Annotated in this window: 16 protein-coding genes and 3 tRNA genes; 12 read left to right on the top strand and 7 right to left on the bottom strand. The window is 53.3% G+C overall.

The genetic code is table 11. The annotated features are described in order from the left end of the window. Window positions 1-308: 308 nt before the first annotated feature. On the bottom strand, window positions 309-1,370 hold the full coding sequence (gene hisC, locus HVE01_RS13775) for a histidinol-phosphate transaminase (protein ID WP_146944770.1): 1,062 nt from the start codon (window positions 1,368-1,370) through the stop codon (window positions 309-311). A 164-nt stretch (window positions 1,371-1,534) separates the two neighbouring features. Here hisC and HVE01_RS13780 point away from each other — a divergent pair, with 164 nt between their 5' ends. The 4 genes from HVE01_RS13780 to mnmH all read left to right on the top strand — a co-directional run bounded on the left by HVE01_RS13780 (window position 1,535) and on the right by mnmH (window position 5,632). Further along, window positions 1,535-1,984: a copper resistance protein NlpE N-terminal domain-containing protein gene (locus tag HVE01_RS13780; protein WP_125751595.1), complete on the top strand. Its 450-nt coding sequence runs from the start codon at window positions 1,535-1,537 to the stop codon at window positions 1,982-1,984. Window positions 1,985-2,093: 109 nt separating this feature from the next. Next, on the top strand, window positions 2,094-3,464 hold the full coding sequence (radA, locus tag HVE01_RS13785) for a DNA repair protein RadA (RefSeq protein WP_125751593.1): 1,371 nt from the start codon (window positions 2,094-2,096) through the stop codon (window positions 3,462-3,464). Between the two features lie 45 nt (window positions 3,465-3,509). After that, window positions 3,510-4,547 (top strand): selenide, water dikinase SelD, encoded by a 1,038-nt coding sequence (selD, locus tag HVE01_RS13790; RefSeq protein ID WP_125751590.1) that lies wholly within the window; start codon window positions 3,510-3,512, stop codon window positions 4,545-4,547. Then, window positions 4,547-5,632 carry a tRNA 2-selenouridine(34) synthase MnmH gene (mnmH, locus tag HVE01_RS13795; protein ID WP_146944772.1) on the top strand — a complete coding sequence of 362 codons (1,086 nt, stop codon included), beginning with the start codon at window positions 4,547-4,549 and terminating at the stop codon, window positions 5,630-5,632. Before selD ends, mnmH begins: the two co-directional genes overlap by 1 nt. A 21-nt stretch (window positions 5,633-5,653) precedes the next feature. Here the strand turns inward: mnmH and HVE01_RS13800 are convergent, their stop codons facing one another. Continuing rightward, a complete protein-coding gene (locus HVE01_RS13800; protein ID WP_146944774.1) occupies window positions 5,654-6,346 on the bottom strand; it encodes a type 1 glutamine amidotransferase in 693 nt (230 codons plus the stop codon). Window positions 6,347-6,458: 112 nt separating this feature from the next. On the opposite strand from HVE01_RS13800, the gene HVE01_RS13805 reads away from it, so the two are divergent. After that, on the top strand, window positions 6,459-7,061 hold the full coding sequence (locus tag HVE01_RS13805; protein WP_146944854.1) for a YjaG family protein: 603 nt from the start codon (window positions 6,459-6,461) through the stop codon (window positions 7,059-7,061). Window positions 7,062-7,074: 13 nt separating this feature from the next. Here HVE01_RS13805 and HVE01_RS13810 read toward each other — a convergent pair whose 3' ends face one another. Genes HVE01_RS13810 through hisB form a run of 5 tightly spaced genes read right to left on the bottom strand, consistent with a single transcriptional unit; the run spans window position 7,075 to window position 10,438 of the window. Continuing rightward, a complete protein-coding gene (locus HVE01_RS13810; RefSeq protein WP_125751581.1) occupies window positions 7,075-7,581 on the bottom strand; it encodes a hypothetical protein in 507 nt (168 codons plus the stop codon). 41 nt (window positions 7,582-7,622) lie between these two features. Continuing rightward, on the bottom strand, window positions 7,623-8,396 hold the full coding sequence (hisF, locus tag HVE01_RS13815; RefSeq protein WP_038478299.1) for an imidazole glycerol phosphate synthase subunit HisF: 774 nt from the start codon (window positions 8,394-8,396) through the stop codon (window positions 7,623-7,625). Further along, complete coding sequence (hisA, locus tag HVE01_RS13820) at window positions 8,393-9,139, bottom strand: 1-(5-phosphoribosyl)-5-[(5-phosphoribosylamino)methylideneamino]imidazole-4-carboxamide isomerase (RefSeq protein ID WP_125751578.1); 747 nt, start codon at window positions 9,137-9,139, stop codon at window positions 8,393-8,395. The genes hisF and hisA overlap by 4 nt, the downstream gene beginning before the upstream one ends. 11 nt (window positions 9,140-9,150) lie before the next feature. Beyond that, window positions 9,151-9,792 (bottom strand): imidazole glycerol phosphate synthase subunit HisH, encoded by a 642-nt coding sequence (gene hisH / locus HVE01_RS13825; protein ID WP_125751573.1) that lies wholly within the window; start codon window positions 9,790-9,792, stop codon window positions 9,151-9,153. Window positions 9,793-9,844: 52 nt separating this feature from the next. Next, entirely contained in the window at window positions 9,845-10,438 is a 594-nt protein-coding gene (gene hisB / locus HVE01_RS13830; protein ID WP_009724907.1) for an imidazoleglycerol-phosphate dehydratase HisB, read from the bottom strand. A 206-nt stretch (window positions 10,439-10,644) separates the two neighbouring features. Between hisB and HVE01_RS13835 the strand changes: the two genes are divergently transcribed. From HVE01_RS13835 to HVE01_RS13865, 7 genes are all read left to right on the top strand, one after another. Beyond that, window positions 10,645-11,130 (top strand): GNAT family N-acetyltransferase, encoded by a 486-nt coding sequence (locus HVE01_RS13835; RefSeq protein WP_125751567.1) that lies wholly within the window; start codon window positions 10,645-10,647, stop codon window positions 11,128-11,130. After that, a complete protein-coding gene (locus tag HVE01_RS13840) occupies window positions 11,127-13,460 on the top strand; it encodes an AsmA family protein (RefSeq protein WP_146944776.1) in 2,334 nt (777 codons plus the stop codon). The genes HVE01_RS13835 and HVE01_RS13840 overlap by 4 nt, the downstream gene beginning before the upstream one ends. A 141-nt stretch (window positions 13,461-13,601) precedes the next feature. After that, window positions 13,602-14,699 carry an A/G-specific adenine glycosylase gene (gene mutY / locus HVE01_RS13845; RefSeq protein WP_146944778.1) on the top strand — a complete coding sequence of 366 codons (1,098 nt, stop codon included), beginning with the start codon at window positions 13,602-13,604 and terminating at the stop codon, window positions 14,697-14,699. 55 nt (window positions 14,700-14,754) lie between these two features. Further along, entirely contained in the window at window positions 14,755-15,030 is a 276-nt protein-coding gene (locus HVE01_RS13850; RefSeq protein WP_125751558.1) for an oxidative damage protection protein, read from the top strand. A 174-nt stretch (window positions 15,031-15,204) separates the two neighbouring features. Beyond that, window positions 15,205-15,280 (top strand) — tRNA-Phe (locus tag HVE01_RS13855). Between the two features lie 5 nt (window positions 15,281-15,285). Continuing rightward, window positions 15,286-15,360: transfer RNA gene (locus HVE01_RS13860), tRNA-Gln, on the top strand. Window positions 15,361-15,432: 72 nt separating this feature from the next. After that, window positions 15,433-15,508, top strand: a tRNA-Thr gene (locus HVE01_RS13865). Window positions 15,509-15,555: the final 47 nt, after the last annotated feature.

The raw sequence follows: 15,555 nt of genomic DNA on the forward strand, positions 1-15,555 counted from the left end.
TGCGAAAGAAAATCGTTCCCAGGTCTCCGCACCGTCATTCCCGAGCCACCACACGTCATTCCCGAGTGGGGTGATCGGGAATCCACCTTGGCCTACAGCAGCCCGAAACCCCAGCCCAACATGGATTCCCGCTAAGGGCCTGCGGGAATGACGAGGGCGGCGCGGAGGGCTTCGTCAGGCTCCTATCAAGAAAAACCCCAGCTTCAACTGAAGCTGGGGTTTTTTGTTGGTGATATTGGTTATGGACTGTCTGAAAAATCCCTTAGAGCCTCGTGCACTGAGGATCTTGATGCATGGAACGGCAAAAACTAGCGGCAGATTGCTTCCAGTGCCTCTACTAAACTATCCATCTCATCATCTGTACCGATGGTGATGCGCAAGAAGTTGTTGAGTGCATCGGTATTAAAGTGACGCACCAACACTCCTCGCTCGCGGAGGCCTGCAAATAGTTGAGCGCCTTCAATGTTAGGATGTTGAGCAAGCACGAAGTTGGCTTTTGACGGCAGCACTTCAAAGCCTAGTTGCTCAAGACGCTGGCGTGTGCGCTCTCGCGTTGTGATCACATTATTGCGGCAGGCGTTAAAATGCTCTTCATCCTTAAGAGCTTCAATGCCGATGAGGCTTGCGAGACTATCAACGGGATAGGAGTTAAACGAGTCTTTGACCCGCTGCAGTCCATCAATCAGCTCGGGGGAGCCAATGGCATAGCCCAAGCGTAACCCCGCCAAACTACGTGATTTCGAGAACGTTCCCGTGACGAGTAGATTAGGGTAGCGGTTAATTAAGGCGACAGCGCTTTCTGCGCCGAAATCAACATAAGCCTCATCAATTAATACCACCCGGTTTGTCACGCGCTTAAGCAGAGCCTCAATGGTTTCGAGGGAGTGCGCGTGTCCAGTTGGCGCGTTTGGGTTGGCAAAAATAACACCGCTGCGCTCTGATGCGCTCGCCAGGGCATCAATGTCCACTTCCCACTGAGCATTTAGCGGGTGTTTACGGAGCGTGACGCCATAAAGATTGGCATAAACAGGGTAGAAGCTATAGGTGATTGAAGGGACATCCAGCGCTGCGTCATGGCAGAAAAAGGCCTGGAACGCAAACGCGAGCACTTCATCCGAGCCATTGCCGACGAAGGTCTCGGCGACGCTAACCCCATAGCTTTCTGCCAGCGCTGTACGCAATGCGTAAGAGGTAGGGTCAGGATACAAGCGCAAATGATCGGTGGCATAATTGCGTAGCGCTTTGCTCACCCCAGGTGCGGGTGGATAAGGGTTTTCATTGGTATTGAGTTTAATAACCTGTTCACGGGGCTGCTCACCTGGCACATAGGGGGTAAGCTCCCGAACAGCTGGACTCCAGTATTGGCTCATGCGGGTAACCTGATTATCCTAATGTTAATACCCCATGGTCACCCGATGACCGCCCGAGCGCAAGCATTCAAGTAAGCTAGGGGGTGGGCGTCGCACCTTGTAGCGGTTATGCTGTCATAAGCGCGCGAAAGAAATGTATGTCCAACACGATAAGGAGACACTCAATGCAATTTAGGAGTTTGCTAGCCGGCTCGGCTATGTTGGCACTGCTGGCGGGCTGTGCAGCTGGCCCGACGGGCCAGAGTGAAGATGCAGGAATGACCGCTTCTCAAGTCAATTACCAAGGTACGCTACCTTGCCGTAACTGCGATGGTATCGACTTGGATGTGACGATGATAGGCGAAGAAATGAGTGCTCCTGAAGAACGGACGTTCACGTTAAACGCCACTTATCGTAATCATCCACAAACACCGCCAGACGAAAATTATGCAGGTAACTGGGAAGTGCTGACAGGCACACCGTCTGATCCATCGGCGACTGTCTATGAATTAACGCCGAATGGCGATGGTCAGATTTACTACTTCCTGCGCATCAGTGATCGCACGTTGGAGCTGATCGACCCAGAGCGTCGCCGTTTCGAGAATGGTGAGATGCTGCAGTTACAGCGTCAATAAAGTGTGAAGCGACGCTAAAAGGCGGCCATTGGCCGCCTTTTGCATTTCTAGTCAGCTGAGGCATAACGCTCAGTGGCGACATCAAGATATCAACAGGAGCAATAGGGCGGTGGCGAAAGCGAAGAGTGCCTTTGTATGCACCGAGTGCGGTGCAGAGTATCGAAAGTGGCAAGGCCAGTGCTCCAGCTGCCAGGAGTGGAACACGCTAAGTGAGATTCGTTTGGCCAGTGCGCGGCCTGGAGGTAGTGCTGCGACAGGACGAGCGGGCTATGCCGGAGACCTATCGCGAGATGTGGTGGATCTTGGCAATGTGGATCTCAGTGAGGTTCCTCGCCTCACTTCAACCTTTGCCGAGTTTGATCGTGTGCTGGGTGGAGGCTTAGTGCCGGGTTCTGCTGTATTGCTGGGGGGGAATCCAGGCGCTGGTAAATCGACACTGCTGCTGCAAACCGCCTGCAAGCTTGCCCAGCAGCGGCGTATTCTATATGTCACTGGGGAAGAGTCGCTTTCCCAAGTCGCCATGCGTGCCCACCGCTTACAGCTGCCTACTAATGGCTTGAAAATGTTGGCCGAGACTAGCGTGGAAACCATCTTGGCAGTGTCTGAACGGGAGAAGCCAGAGATTCTGGTGATTGACTCCATCCAGACCATGCACCTGGAAGATATCAGCTCTGCGCCGGGGGGCGTGGCCCAGGTAAGGGAATCTGCGGCAGCGCTGACACGCTTTGCTAAGCAAACGAACACAGTTCTTTTACTGGTTGGGCATGTGACCAAAGATGGCACGCTGGCGGGACCTAAAGTGCTGGAGCATATGATTGATGCTTCGTTGCTATTAGAGGGCGGAGCTGACTCACGATTTAGAACGCTCCGCGGCCAAAAAAACCGCTTCGGCGCGGTGAATGAGCTGGGTGTATTTGCAATGCTTGAGCAGGGGTTGAAAGAAGTTAAAAACCCCAGCGCAATTTTCCTCTCACGCCAAGAAGAGCAGGCACCCGGTAGCTTGGTGATGGTGGTGTGGGAGGGCACTCGGCCGATTCTCGTGGAAGTACAGGCATTGGTCGACGAGTCTGCTCTGGGTAATCCTCGCCGCGTTGCCGTGGGCGTCGATCAAAACCGGCTTGCCATGCTGCTAGCCGTATTAAATCGCCACGGTGGTCTATTTACCGGTGATCAAGATGTCTTCCTTAACGTGGTGGGTGGGGTGAAAGTGCTCGAAACCAGTGCTGACTTAGCGGTGCTGTTAGCCGTGGTGTCCAGTCTGCAAAATCGCGCATTGCCAAAAGAGCTAGTGGTGTTTGGCGAAGTGGGGCTTTCAGGAGAAATTCGACCAGTGCCCAGTGGGCAAGAGCGTATTGCTGAAGCGGCTAAGCACGGCTTTTTGAAAGCCATTGTTCCGCGCGGCAACGCACCCAAGCAGGCCCCGAAGGGGATGGAGGTTATTCCTGTCGATAAACTGAGCGATGCCCTGGAAGCGCTTTAGCGTAAGCTATGCTAAGGAAAAGTGTTAAGACTAAGGAGAGGCGCCATGAGTGCAATTCGGTTAACCCAATATAGTCACGGAGCGGGTTGCGGTTGCAAAATTGCACCAGATGTACTGGATGGGATTCTTGCCAAAGCTGGCCCTGCTGCAGGCCATAAGCAGCTCATTGTCGGGAACAAGGGGCGCGAAGACGCAGCGGTGTATGATTTGGGTGACGGCCGCGGCATGATTGCGACCACCGACTTCTTTATGCCGATTGTCGATGATCCCTTTGATTTTGGTCGTATTGCTGCCACTAACGCGATTAGCGATGTGTATGCCATGGGCGGCACGCCGGTTATGGCATTGGGGATTTTAGGTTGGCCGCTGGATAAACTCAGCGCAGAGATCGCGGGAGATGTTGTTGCCGGTGCCCAGGCTGTTTGTCGTGAGCTAGGGGTAGCGTTAGCGGGCGGTCACTCGATCGATGCTCCTGAGCCGATGTTTGGTTTGGCAGTCAATGGGTTAGTCGATTTAGCGCAGTTAAAGCTCAACAGCCAAGCCAAGCCTGGTGACCTGTTATTCCTAACCAAGCCACTTGGCGTAGGGCTACTAACCACAGCCGAAAAGCGTGGCTTATTAGAGGCTGGGCACCATGGCCTTGCCCGTGAAACGATGCTTAAGCCCAATCATATCGGTGTTGAGTTAGCTAAAGTGAAAGGCGTTAACGCGATGACAGATGTCACCGGTTTTGGCCTTGCTGGACACCTTGCTGAAATGTGCAGCGCAAGTGGTGTGATGGCGCAGATTGATTTTCGCCGCTTACCCCGTTTAGCCGAAGCCGAAGCTTACCGTCGGCAGGGCGCTGTCCCCGGAGGTTCGCTACGCAACCGCGAAGCTCTTGGTAAAGCGTTGCCAGTGATGGACGACGCTCACTGGCAATGGCTGTGTGATCCTCAGACATCAGGCGGTTTGCTGATCAGCGTCGACCCTGCCTGGGAAGATGATGTAGAGCGTATTGGTCGCGAACACAGCCTTAACTTGGTACCGTTTGGGACTCTGAAGGCAGCTCAAGGCGATGTTTTGATTGAGGTTATTGGTTGATGCTAGCGACTGTTCCGGCATCCTTGAGTTTAATCGCGCAAAAAACACCGCTGATTGATGTGCGCGCCCCGGTTGAATTTGTTCAGGGCAGTTTGCCTGGTGCGGTTAATTTACCGTTAATGGTTGATGGTGAGCGCCATCAAGTGGGCATTGCTTATAAACAACACGGACAACAGGCGGCAATCGGATTAGGTGAACGTTTAGTCAGCGGTGATACTAAGCGAGCACGCGTTGACGCGTGGTTGGGATACGTAGCGCGTCAACCAGACGCTATTGTCTACTGTTTTCGCGGAGGACTGCGTTCGCAAATTGCCCAGCAATGGCTTGCTGATGCAGGCATCAACAGGCCGCGCATTGATGGTGGCTGGAAGGCGATGCGACAACGGCTATGTCAGCGCATTGATGAGGCTGCCAGCCAACCGATGCTGGTCGTGGCGGGGCTGACAGGCTGTGCGAAAACGACGTTAATTAATCAATTGAGTAACGGCGTTGATCTGGAGGCGTTTGCCAACCATAAAGGGTCGGCTTTTGGGAGGCAGCCGGAAGAACCGACAACACAAATTAATTTTGAGCATGCCTTGGCTAAGCGCTTAATTGGGCTGACGGGAAGCTTAGTGGTAGAAGATGAGTCGCGGCAAATCGGTAATGCCAATATCCCGCTGACGTTCTGGCATGCCCTACAACGTGCGCCGCGAATACGCATTGAGATGCCCCTGGATTGGCGGTTAGAGCAGTTGCGCCGTGACTATATCGAAGCCCTAGAACAGCGCTACACTGCCCGTTATGGTCAGCAAGAGGGCTGGCAACGTATGCGACTTCAATTAGCCAATGCCTTGCAGCGTTTGGCGAAACGCTTAGGCAATGCCCGATTGCAACGTCTACAGCGCTTACAAGGCATGGCGTTTGATGCTCATGCCCTAGGGAATATTCAAGCCCACGAAGCATGGCTTGCGCCGCTATTGACCGAGTATTACGACCCACTTTATCGCTATCACCTTGAAAAGCAGCGAGATAATCGCCCTGTGGAGCTGCATGTTGGCGATTGGGAGAGCTGCTTGGAAGCCGCTAGGCAATGGAGCGCTTAGCGGCGTCGTATTGGTTATCGATTATGCTGCTTTCAGCCACTGGGTCATCACACGGTCTAGTAGCGGAGCTAACTGATGGAAGCGCCCAGCATCTGCTAGGATCTGTTCATTGGTTTGTATAAAGCGTCCTGCTGCAGCGGTTTTAGGCTGTGGCCATTCATCGGCATTGAGCAGTGGTGATACGCTGGCAGCCGTCGCTTCGAAATGACACAGCAAACCGACGACACGCCCGGCGTCCCACGAAAAACCTTGCAGTGGTGCTGCTGCGCTGCCGCCTAGCGGTAGTGCGCTTTCCGGTAAGCTAAACACTAGCCGGTGTCTCATAAATGCCTCAAATTGTTCGGGTAGGTCAAAGGTGCTTTCTGGGGCAAGTGTTATTTGGTGCCAGCCAACTTCAGGGTAGGTACCTGGGGCAATAACGGCATCCAGCGCCTCCGCTATCCACAGTGCGCCCACGCCAATACCCAATAATGGTTTTTGCCCATCCAGGTAGCGATTGATCAGCTTGCGTTCGGCTTTAAACCAGTCGGGTGGGTCATTCACTAGACGTTCAGGGCCATCCAGTAGTATTAGCGCGTCGCACTCACCTGGTCGTGGGGTTAGCTCGCCCGCATAAAGATGAAAAACGGTGTAACTATGGCCCATACTCTCAAGCCAGTCAGTTAGACGAGCGGGACCATGGTCAGGGCCGTGCTGTAGCAGATGGATATGCATGGTAATCTCCTCGCCGGCCGATGTTAATAACGCGATAGGGATCTCCTGCCGCGTTTGTGCGACGATAACGTATCGCGTTCATTTCACCAATATTGTGACCCAGGAAATCAGCATGGTGGCTAAACCCCTAGGATTTTACCAACGGCTTCAACAGTTGCCGTTGCCCGCTCAGCAAGCGTTTATGGCAGCTTTGTGTGAACGTCTGCTACCTAACTACGCGCTTTATCAACAAACCACGGGGTTAGGTGACGAGCATACACTGCGTACTGTGCTGAGCCTGGTGTGGGAACGGCTGAGCGTTTCGAATGCGAGCATAGACTTTGCTCGGCAAGCGGAAAAACTGGCTGAATGTGAACCCCCTGAAGATGATGAGAGCTTTGGAGCGCGCCGTGCGTTAGATGCTGTTGTGTCGGTATCCGCACTGCTGGACACGCTGCTGGGGGAGTCGTCTGAAGCCGTGTTAGATGTCAGTCGCACCTCGCGGGCGGGCGTTCGTGCTTTTATCGAACTAACGGAAGGTGAAGAAGATGCCCAGGCACTTGCGTTGATCATTCGCGACCATCCCTTGATGGCCGACGAAAATGATTTCCAGGATGCTGTTTTGGATGCCGTGAGCGAGCCAATTAATAAAGCCTCCCTAAGGGAAATTCGTCAATTAGGACGTAATAACGGCATCAGTAATCTTGGTTTAACCTTAGACGAGGGCGAGGAGTAACTGTCGAAACTGGTTAAAACCGCAGGCCCGCCGTCACCATCATGCCGGCGGTGCCGAAGATGATGAGGTCCGATTCTACGCGCCCCCATTGCACGCCAATGCTGGGTAGCAGTACAGGCGCTGTGTCTAAATGGTTAAAGGGAATCTTGTCGCGATATTCACCTTTATAACCGTGTAGTAGCCCGCCAGTTAGCTTGGCGCGTACATTGATCTCTTCGGCAAATTGCCAAAGGGGGAATTCACGCCCTGCATAAAAATACCAGGTTGGTTGATCAAATGAATTTTTAAACCATGCCGTCCCTGCTAACCAGCGGTCTGGATTATGGAGTTCAATGCCCACCAGTTTTTGCTGATTAGTATGGTCAGGGTCCGGGTCGAAGTGGCGCGTTAGCAAACTGGTTTGCACCAGTGTGTGATCGAGCTCTAAGCTGGGAGGCCAATCAGGCAAGGAAAAGGCTGAGACGGTAGTGCTCAGCCATATCCCTGCTATCCCTCCTGCCCATTGATAATAACGAGGCATGTAACTGCTCCTGAGGGAAGGGCTTTTGCTAAGCGTTTTCGCTAAAGGCGCATTTCGATGCCGCGTTCCGCCATGTAGCGTTTGGCTTCTGGTATCGTATATTCACCAAAGTGGAAGATGCTTGCTGCCAATACCGCATCGGCACCACCTTTGAGTACGCCGTCTACTAAGTGATCCAAATTGCCCACCCCGCCAGAAGCAATCACTGGCACGCTAACGGCTTCAGAAATAGCGTGGGTAACCCCCAGATCGAACCCTACTTTGGTGCCATCGCGATCCATGCTGGTTAGCAATAGCTCGCCAGCGCCAAACTCGACCATCTTTTTGGCCCACTCGATGGCATCCAGTCCCGTTGGTCGACGTCCACCATGAGTAAATATTTCCCAGCGAGGAGGTTCGCCTTCTTTAGACACCTTCTTAGCGTCGATCGCCACCACAATACATTGGCTACCAAAGCGCTCGGCGGCTTCGCGAACAAACTCAGGGTTGGTCACCGCGGCGGTATTGATGGAGACCTTATCAGCCCCTGCATTCAGCATCGTACGAATATCATCGCAGCTGCGGATGCCTCCCCCTACGGTGAGGGGAATAAATACTTCACCGGCAATGCGCTCTACCATGTCGACCGTTGTGTCACGGTTTTCATGGCTGGCGGTAATGTCGAGGAAGGTGATTTCATCGGCACCCTGCTGGTTATAGCGCTGGGCAATTTCGACCGGGTCGCCTGCATCACGGATGCCAACAAAGTTAACGCCTTTCACCACGCGTCCGGCATCGACATCTAAGCAAGGGATAATGCGTTTCGCTAGACTCATTTGTCGCCTCCGCGAAGCTGGTCGCTCAAGCGCTGAGCTTCTGCCACATCGAGGCTGCCTTCATAGATCGCGCGGCCGGTAATGGCGCCTAGAATGCCGCTGTCAGCGACATCACACAGCGCACGAATATCATCTAAATTGGTGACGCCGCCGGAAGCAATCACCGGTAAGCCACCTTCACGGGCTAGCGCAGCCGTGGCTTCTACATTGACGCCTTGCATCATGCCATCGCGGGCAATGTCGGTATAGACAATGCTGGAAACGCCGTCATTGGCAAAGCGCTTGGCGAGCTCGGTCGCCTTCAACGTAGATACTTCCGCCCAGCCATCGGTGGCCACATAGCCATCTTTGGCATCCAGACCAACAATAATGTGCCCTGGGAACGCACGACACATTTCGCCCACGAAGTTCGGTTCTTTAACCGCTTTGGTGCCAATAATGACGTAAGAAACCCCAGCATTTAAATAATGCTCTATGGTTTCCGCTGAGCGGATGCCGCCGCCAATTTGGATGGGCAGCTCAGGATAGGCGCGCGCAATTGCGGTGACTGCCTCGCCGTTCATCGGCTTGCCTTCAAAGGCGCCGTTTAGGTCAACCAAGTGCAGGCGGCGAGCACCCGCTTCTACCCAGCGAGCAGCCATGGCAACAGGGTCATCGCCGTAGGAGGTTGAGTCTTCCATGCGGCCTTGCTTCAAACGCACACACTGGCCGTCTTTGAGATCAATCGCGGGAATTACCAACATAGTGAAACCTCTCAGGGCGTCCAGGTGACAAAATTTTCTAGCAGGCGAAGGCCCGCGCGGGAGCTTTTTTCAGGATGGAACTGCACAGCGAAGGTGGCGTCACGGCCAATCGCTACATGGGCGCAAACCTTGCCGTACTGGGTAGTGCCAAACACTTGAGCGTCGTCAGTGGCATTGACGTAGTAGCTGTGTACAAAATAGAAGTGTTCGTTATCGTCAATGCCTGACCATAGCGGGTGGTTGTGATGTTGCGCCACAAGGTTCCAGCCCATGTGCGGGACTTTCAAGCGCTGTTCGTGGTCATCGCGCATATTGGCCGGAAAACGGTCAACGCTGCCATGGAAAAAGCCTAGGCAATCTACGCCACCGTTCTCTTCACTACGTTCCATCAGCATTTGCTGGCCCACGCAAATACCCAATAGTGGTTTCGCTTGGCGGGTAAGGATGTCATCGACTAAGCCGCGCAGCTCGGTACGCTCCAGTTCGCCTACACAGTCCCGAATGGCCCCTTGGCCCGGGAGTACTAGGCGCGTTGCACCTAAAATACGCCGAGGGTCGCGAGTAATAATCACATTTTCGTGGGTGACGTGCTCAAGCGCTTTTGCCACAGAGTGCAGGTTGCCCATTCCATAATCGATTACCGCGATGGTCATAAAGCGCTCCTTGTGATCGTTGGCGAGCTACCACTCGCTGCAATACCCGGCATTATAGGCTTCCTTTGGTAGACGGCATTTGTCCCGCCATACGCGGGTCTTCGGCCACCGCCATGCGCAGCGCGCGGCCAAACGCTTTAAATATAGTCTCAGCCTGATGGTGAGCATTAAAGCCTTTTACATTGTCAATATGCAGGGTGACGCGCGCATGGTTGACGAAGCCTTGGAAAAATTCCCAAAACAGCTGGGTATCCATTCGGCCAATGGTATCGCGGGTGAAGTCGACATTCATATAGAGGCCTGGACGGCCGGAGAAGTCGATGACCACACGGGACAACGCTTCATCAAGAGGAACGTAAGCATGCCCGTAGCGATAGATGCCACGCTTATCGCCGATCGCTTGGTGAAATGCTTGGCCTAGGGTAATGCCTAGATCTTCAACCGTATGGTGATCATCGATGTGCAGATCGCCTTTTGCGTCAATGTCGAGATCCACCATCCCATGACGAGCTACTTGATCAAGCATATGGTCAAGAAACGGAACGCCGGTGTCGCTGCGGAGACGGCCTTCGCCATCAAGGTTGACGCTGACCGTAATCTGCGTTTCGTTGGTGTCACGGCTTACCGTGGCAATACGCGCTGACATGTTGCATCTCCTGCGCTGATGCGCACTCTGAGGGGATATTGGTGGATCGTCGGGTAATGTTAACACCGCTAGATCAAAGCATAACCTGTGCCAAAAGCGACCATTATAGTGAATCGGCGCCCCCATCCGCTACAATGCGCGAAAGGTAGCCGCCTTTGCTGGCGGTAGAATAGCAGCCTTGCTGCTTTGGCAAAGAGGATTTCACCATGCCGGTGACACTGCAGTACGTCGACCAGGCCCGTTGGGCAGCTGAGGAGCAGGTGCGTATTGACCTAATACGTATCTATGAAGACGCGCCTCAAGAGCGAATGCCTACACCAGCGGTCACCCCTTTTATTGAGCAACATTTAAAAGGGCAGCACTTTTTTGCCTGCGCACATTTTAACGATCGACTGCTCGGTGCGGTGGCGATAAAAGAGGCATCAGACCACGCGTGGTGGCTCTCCGAACTGTGCGTGCGTAAACCCACCCGACGGCGTGGTGTGGGCACGCGACTAATGGCACTGTTAGGGGAGCAGGCAAAACAAGAAGGGCGTGTGCTGCGCATCGAAACGTCGTCGCTACCGTTAGCAGATCGAGTATTGCTCTCCAAGCTTGGTTATCGCCCCGCAGCCAATGAATCATCCGCACAGCCGGATGATGCCATCACCAGTGGTTTTGTTGAGCTAGACCCACAAGGAAAAGGGCAATGAATCAGCTATTACGTATTTTGCTGGCTGCGGTAGGTATTTTAGCGATCGTCGCCGTTGCCGCAGTGGTGTATGTGACTACTTTTCTTGACCCAGAAGATTTCAAGCCTCGGCTAACCGCAGTGGTAGAGGAGCAAACTGGCCTGAATTTAGCGTTGGAAGGCCCAATCACATGGTCATTTTATCCGCGTATAGGGGTCAGTGTTGAGCAGGCAAAAGCATGGTTGCCTGAGCAAGCTCAAAACGAGAGTGCGTTTGCTGCCATTGAGCGGGCTGAAGTTAGCGTCGCCTTTGCTCCTTTATTACGTGGCGAAATCGCGGTTGATGGCTTAACCCTAGATGGCATGCGCTTGAACCTTGAAAAGGATGAACAGGGCGAAGGTAATTGGCAGCCGTTACTGGAGCGCCTCGCTGAGCAAGGTAACGAAACGGCGGAAACGGTACTGGCCCCTGCAAGCGCTGGTCCTAACGCGGATGCTGGCAATTTGTCGGTGGTGCTGAATATTGCCAGTGTAGAAGTGAAAAATGCTGATATTCGTTTCCGCGATGAGCAAAGCCAAGCGCTTTGGCGAGTACAGCCGCTCAATATTTCAGGCGCCAATGTCAATCCGTTACGCTCTTTCCCTTTAAAAACCATGTTCACATTAACTAAGCATAATCGCTTAGATGCGGAAATGTTGGAGCGCACGCCCGACCTGACCAGCGAAGTGAATCTCGATACTCGTCTTCGTCTAGGTTTAAAAGACGAGCAGTTGGTTTTTGAAAACATGCAGTTGACGACCCGCACGCGACGCTCTGGAGAAAGTGATCCGCAACAGCTTAGTTTGAAAGCAGCTGAAGTAGTTGCCCGAATGGGTGAACAACAGCTTACGATTCGTGAGGGTGTCGTTGACGCGGGCTTACGCCACCCAGATAACTGGCAGGGTAGCCTTGCGGTCTCGTTGGCATTTGGTTTGGAAAGCGACTTTGCGGCGCAAACTGCTCAGTTTAAAGATGCTCAGTTAACCGGGCCTGATGGGTTAAGAGTCAGTGGCCATCTCAATATCGAAAAGTTTTTAGACTCTCCTCAGTACAGCGGCCAGCTCACCGCAGCGCCTTTTACATTGCGGCCTTGGTTATCGCGCGCGGGTATTACACTCAATACGGCCAACGAAAGTGCCCTGAGAGATGTGGCGATGACTAGCCCAATTGAAGGCGATATGACGAGTATTGCACTACCGCGCCTTTCTCTCGTAGTGGACGACAGTACCTTCACGGGTAATGTTTCCGCCGCGCTGGACGGTACTCGACTCGCCTTTAATCTGGAAGGCGACCAGCTGAATATTGACCATTATCTACCTGGTCCGGAAACCGCTCAACAAGCTAGTCGAGGCTTGCTGCGCTCAGCCTTCGCCCAAACTGATAGAACACTATTACCTCAGGAATGGCTGAGTACGCTATCGCTGGAGGGGGACTTAAGCATCGACCAGCTTGTGCTGGCTGGGCTAACGTTCGATGACACTTCGCTAAGCTTGCGCGGAGAGAATGGAGTACACCAATTGACAGCCTTTGAGTCGCGCTTTTATGAGGGCGAACTTACTTCAACGGGCCGTCTAGATGCGACAACAAACGTACTGGAATGGCAGATTTCTCCAAGTGTCAGTGACGTTCAGGTCGCGCCGCTCATTGAAACCTTTAGTGAAGAGGCATCGCCATTACGAGGCCGCTTTAACCTGGAAGGCGCGCTGACGACTCAAGGCAATCGCCGTGACGTGCTCACCAATAATCTTAACGGCGAGCTAACTGCACAGTTGAGCGACGGGGCGATTCTGCAAACGAATATTTCTCAGCAAATGTGCGAGATAGTGGCGCAGCTAGAGGGCGAAAGCACCCAGCGCGATTGGGAACCTGATACGCGCTTTGAACAGTTTGACGCGACCTTCCAGATGCGTAATGGTGTAGTACACAGCGACGATTTGCTGATCACCCTGCCTGGCATTGATGTACAAGGTGAAGGCGAATTTAATCTCAATACGCTGAATTTTACGACGGAAGCAAGTGCCCGGTTGGTCGACACAGCAGATGCAGCCTGTAACGTGAACCCACGTTTAGAGCAGTTGCCACTTCCCGTTCGCTGCGAAGGCCATGTGGGCGATGATAAAACTCAGTGGTGCCGATTTGACCGTTCGGCTTTCCAGGCAGCGGTAGTAGACCTGCTACGCAATGAAGCAGGTGGCCATCTTGAAGAAGCGCTTGGGGAACGGCTGGGAGATTCGCTTGATCAAATTGATGAACGCCTAGGAGAAGGCGCTGGTCAGGAACTTCGCGAGGGAATTCGCCGTCTATTTAATTGAGCATTCATACACGTTTTGAACCGATACAATAAGCGCGCCGGCCTCACCGCCGGCGCTTTTTTACGTGTTAGTTAGTCACATAATAGTCAAGCCAACTGACGGCTAATTGCAGGGTGCCGTTTTACTGTTTAAGGAAATTCTATGGCCGACATGTTTACGCCGTGCCTTGCGGCTGAAGAGTTTCAACGCCGCTTGCTTACTTGGTTCGATCAGTATGGCCGGCATGACCTGCCTTGGCAGTCGCCTCGAAGTGCCTACCGAGTATGGGTATCTGAAATCATGCTCCAGCAAACCCAAGTGGCTACGGTCATTCCCTACTTCAAACGCTTTATGATGCGTTTTCCGACGTTAGAAGCATTGGCCAACGCACCCCAAGACGACGTGCTGCATCTCTGGACCGGGTTGGGTTACTACGCCCGTGCCCGTAATTTGCATAAAGCGGCCCAGGTGGCGTTAGCGTCTCATGGGGGCGAGCTGCCAACGGATAGTCTCGAAGCGCTAATGGCGCTGCCAGGTATAGGCCGTTCCACGGCTGGCGCGATCATCGCGCAAAGCGCTGGCCAGCAGGCCACGATTTTAGATGGCAATGTAAAACGATCACTGACTCGCTTGCATGCCATTACTGGCTGGCCAGGCAAGCCAGCAGTAGAGCGCTCACTATGGGCGCTGGCTGAGTATTACACGCCCAATACCCGCCTTGCCGACTATACCCAGGCCATTATGGATTTCGGCGCCACGCTATGTAAACGCAGCAAACCTGATTGCCTGATCTGTCCGTTTAGCGACGTATGCCGTGCCTATGCCCAAGGTGAACCGCAACGCTATCCCGAATCCAAGCCTAAAAAAGCTTTGCCTACGCGTGAAGCCATTATGCTGATGTTAAGAGACAGGCAAGGCCGGGTATGGTTAGAGCAACGACCACCCAGCGGCCTGTGGGGAGGCCTATGGAGCCTCCCCCAGTTTGAGCAACATGGTGAACTGAACGATTGGCTGGCTGATCATGTGACGTCCCCTGAACGCCATGCACCGCTGCCCAGCTTTACACATACGTTTAGTCATTTTCGGCTATTGATTACGCCTCAGCCGGTCAGTTGCGATAGGCTGAACGGCGTAAGAGAAGACGGCGTTTGGTATGACGTTGACGAACCGCCTGCTCTCGGCTTGGCTGCGCCGGTTAAATCGTTACTGAGCCAGCTGGCGCCTTTTTCCTTAGATCCAACGCCAGGGCCGTCACGCTAACCTCACACGCGTTATTACTTTTATATTCGCAGCGTTATTCAAAAAGGAGTATCTCATGAGCAACACCGTTTTCTGCCGCAAGTATCAACAAGAGCTGCCCGCTCTGCCATTTCCACCACTGCCAGGTAAGCAGGGCCAAGAGATTCAAGACACCGTGTCTAAGCAGGCCTGGGAAGAGTGGCAGTCGTTGCAAACGCGCTTGATCAACGAAAAGCACCTCAACATGTTAGAGCCCGAGGCACGCGCCTATTTGATGGATCAAATGCAGCGTTTTCTAAATAACGAAGCTACGGATCAAGCGGAAGGTTACGTGCCGCCTACCCAAGCGTAAGCGTTTAGGTAGCGGGGCTGTAAGGAGTAAAACTCGGTGCAGCCCACGGATGGCGTGGCTTTTGCACGTTTTTAGCCCTGAAAAGAAGTGCCCTAAGCACGTGACTAGAAAGAAAGTTTCACGAAAGTGTTGACGGAAAGCTGAGTTTTTAGTTTAATACGCACCGTTGGCAGCGGCCAGATAGCTCAGTTGGTAGAGCAGGGGATTGAAAATCCCCGTGTCGGCGGTTCGATTCCGTCTCTGGCCACCAAACGTTGGGGTATCGCCAAGTGGTAAGGCACCGGTTTTTGGTATCGGCATTCCCAGGTTCGAATCCTGGTACCCCAGCCATTGTCAACAAGATTTCTTGTTGATTGCGAAGCTTAACAGTGAAGCAATCATATTCTCAAGAAAACGCGAAGCGCCGACATAGCTCAGTTGGTAGAGCAACTGACTTGTAATCAGTAGGTCCCGGGTTCGACTCCTGGTGTCGGCACCACTTTAAAGTGGTTAAAATCAGAGCGTTAGAGAATTAGATTAAGCCGT

Origin of the sequence: Vreelandella venusta, from assembly GCF_007989605.1 — a bacterium.
Taxonomy (GTDB): domain Bacteria; phylum Pseudomonadota; class Gammaproteobacteria; order Pseudomonadales; family Halomonadaceae; genus Vreelandella; species Vreelandella venusta.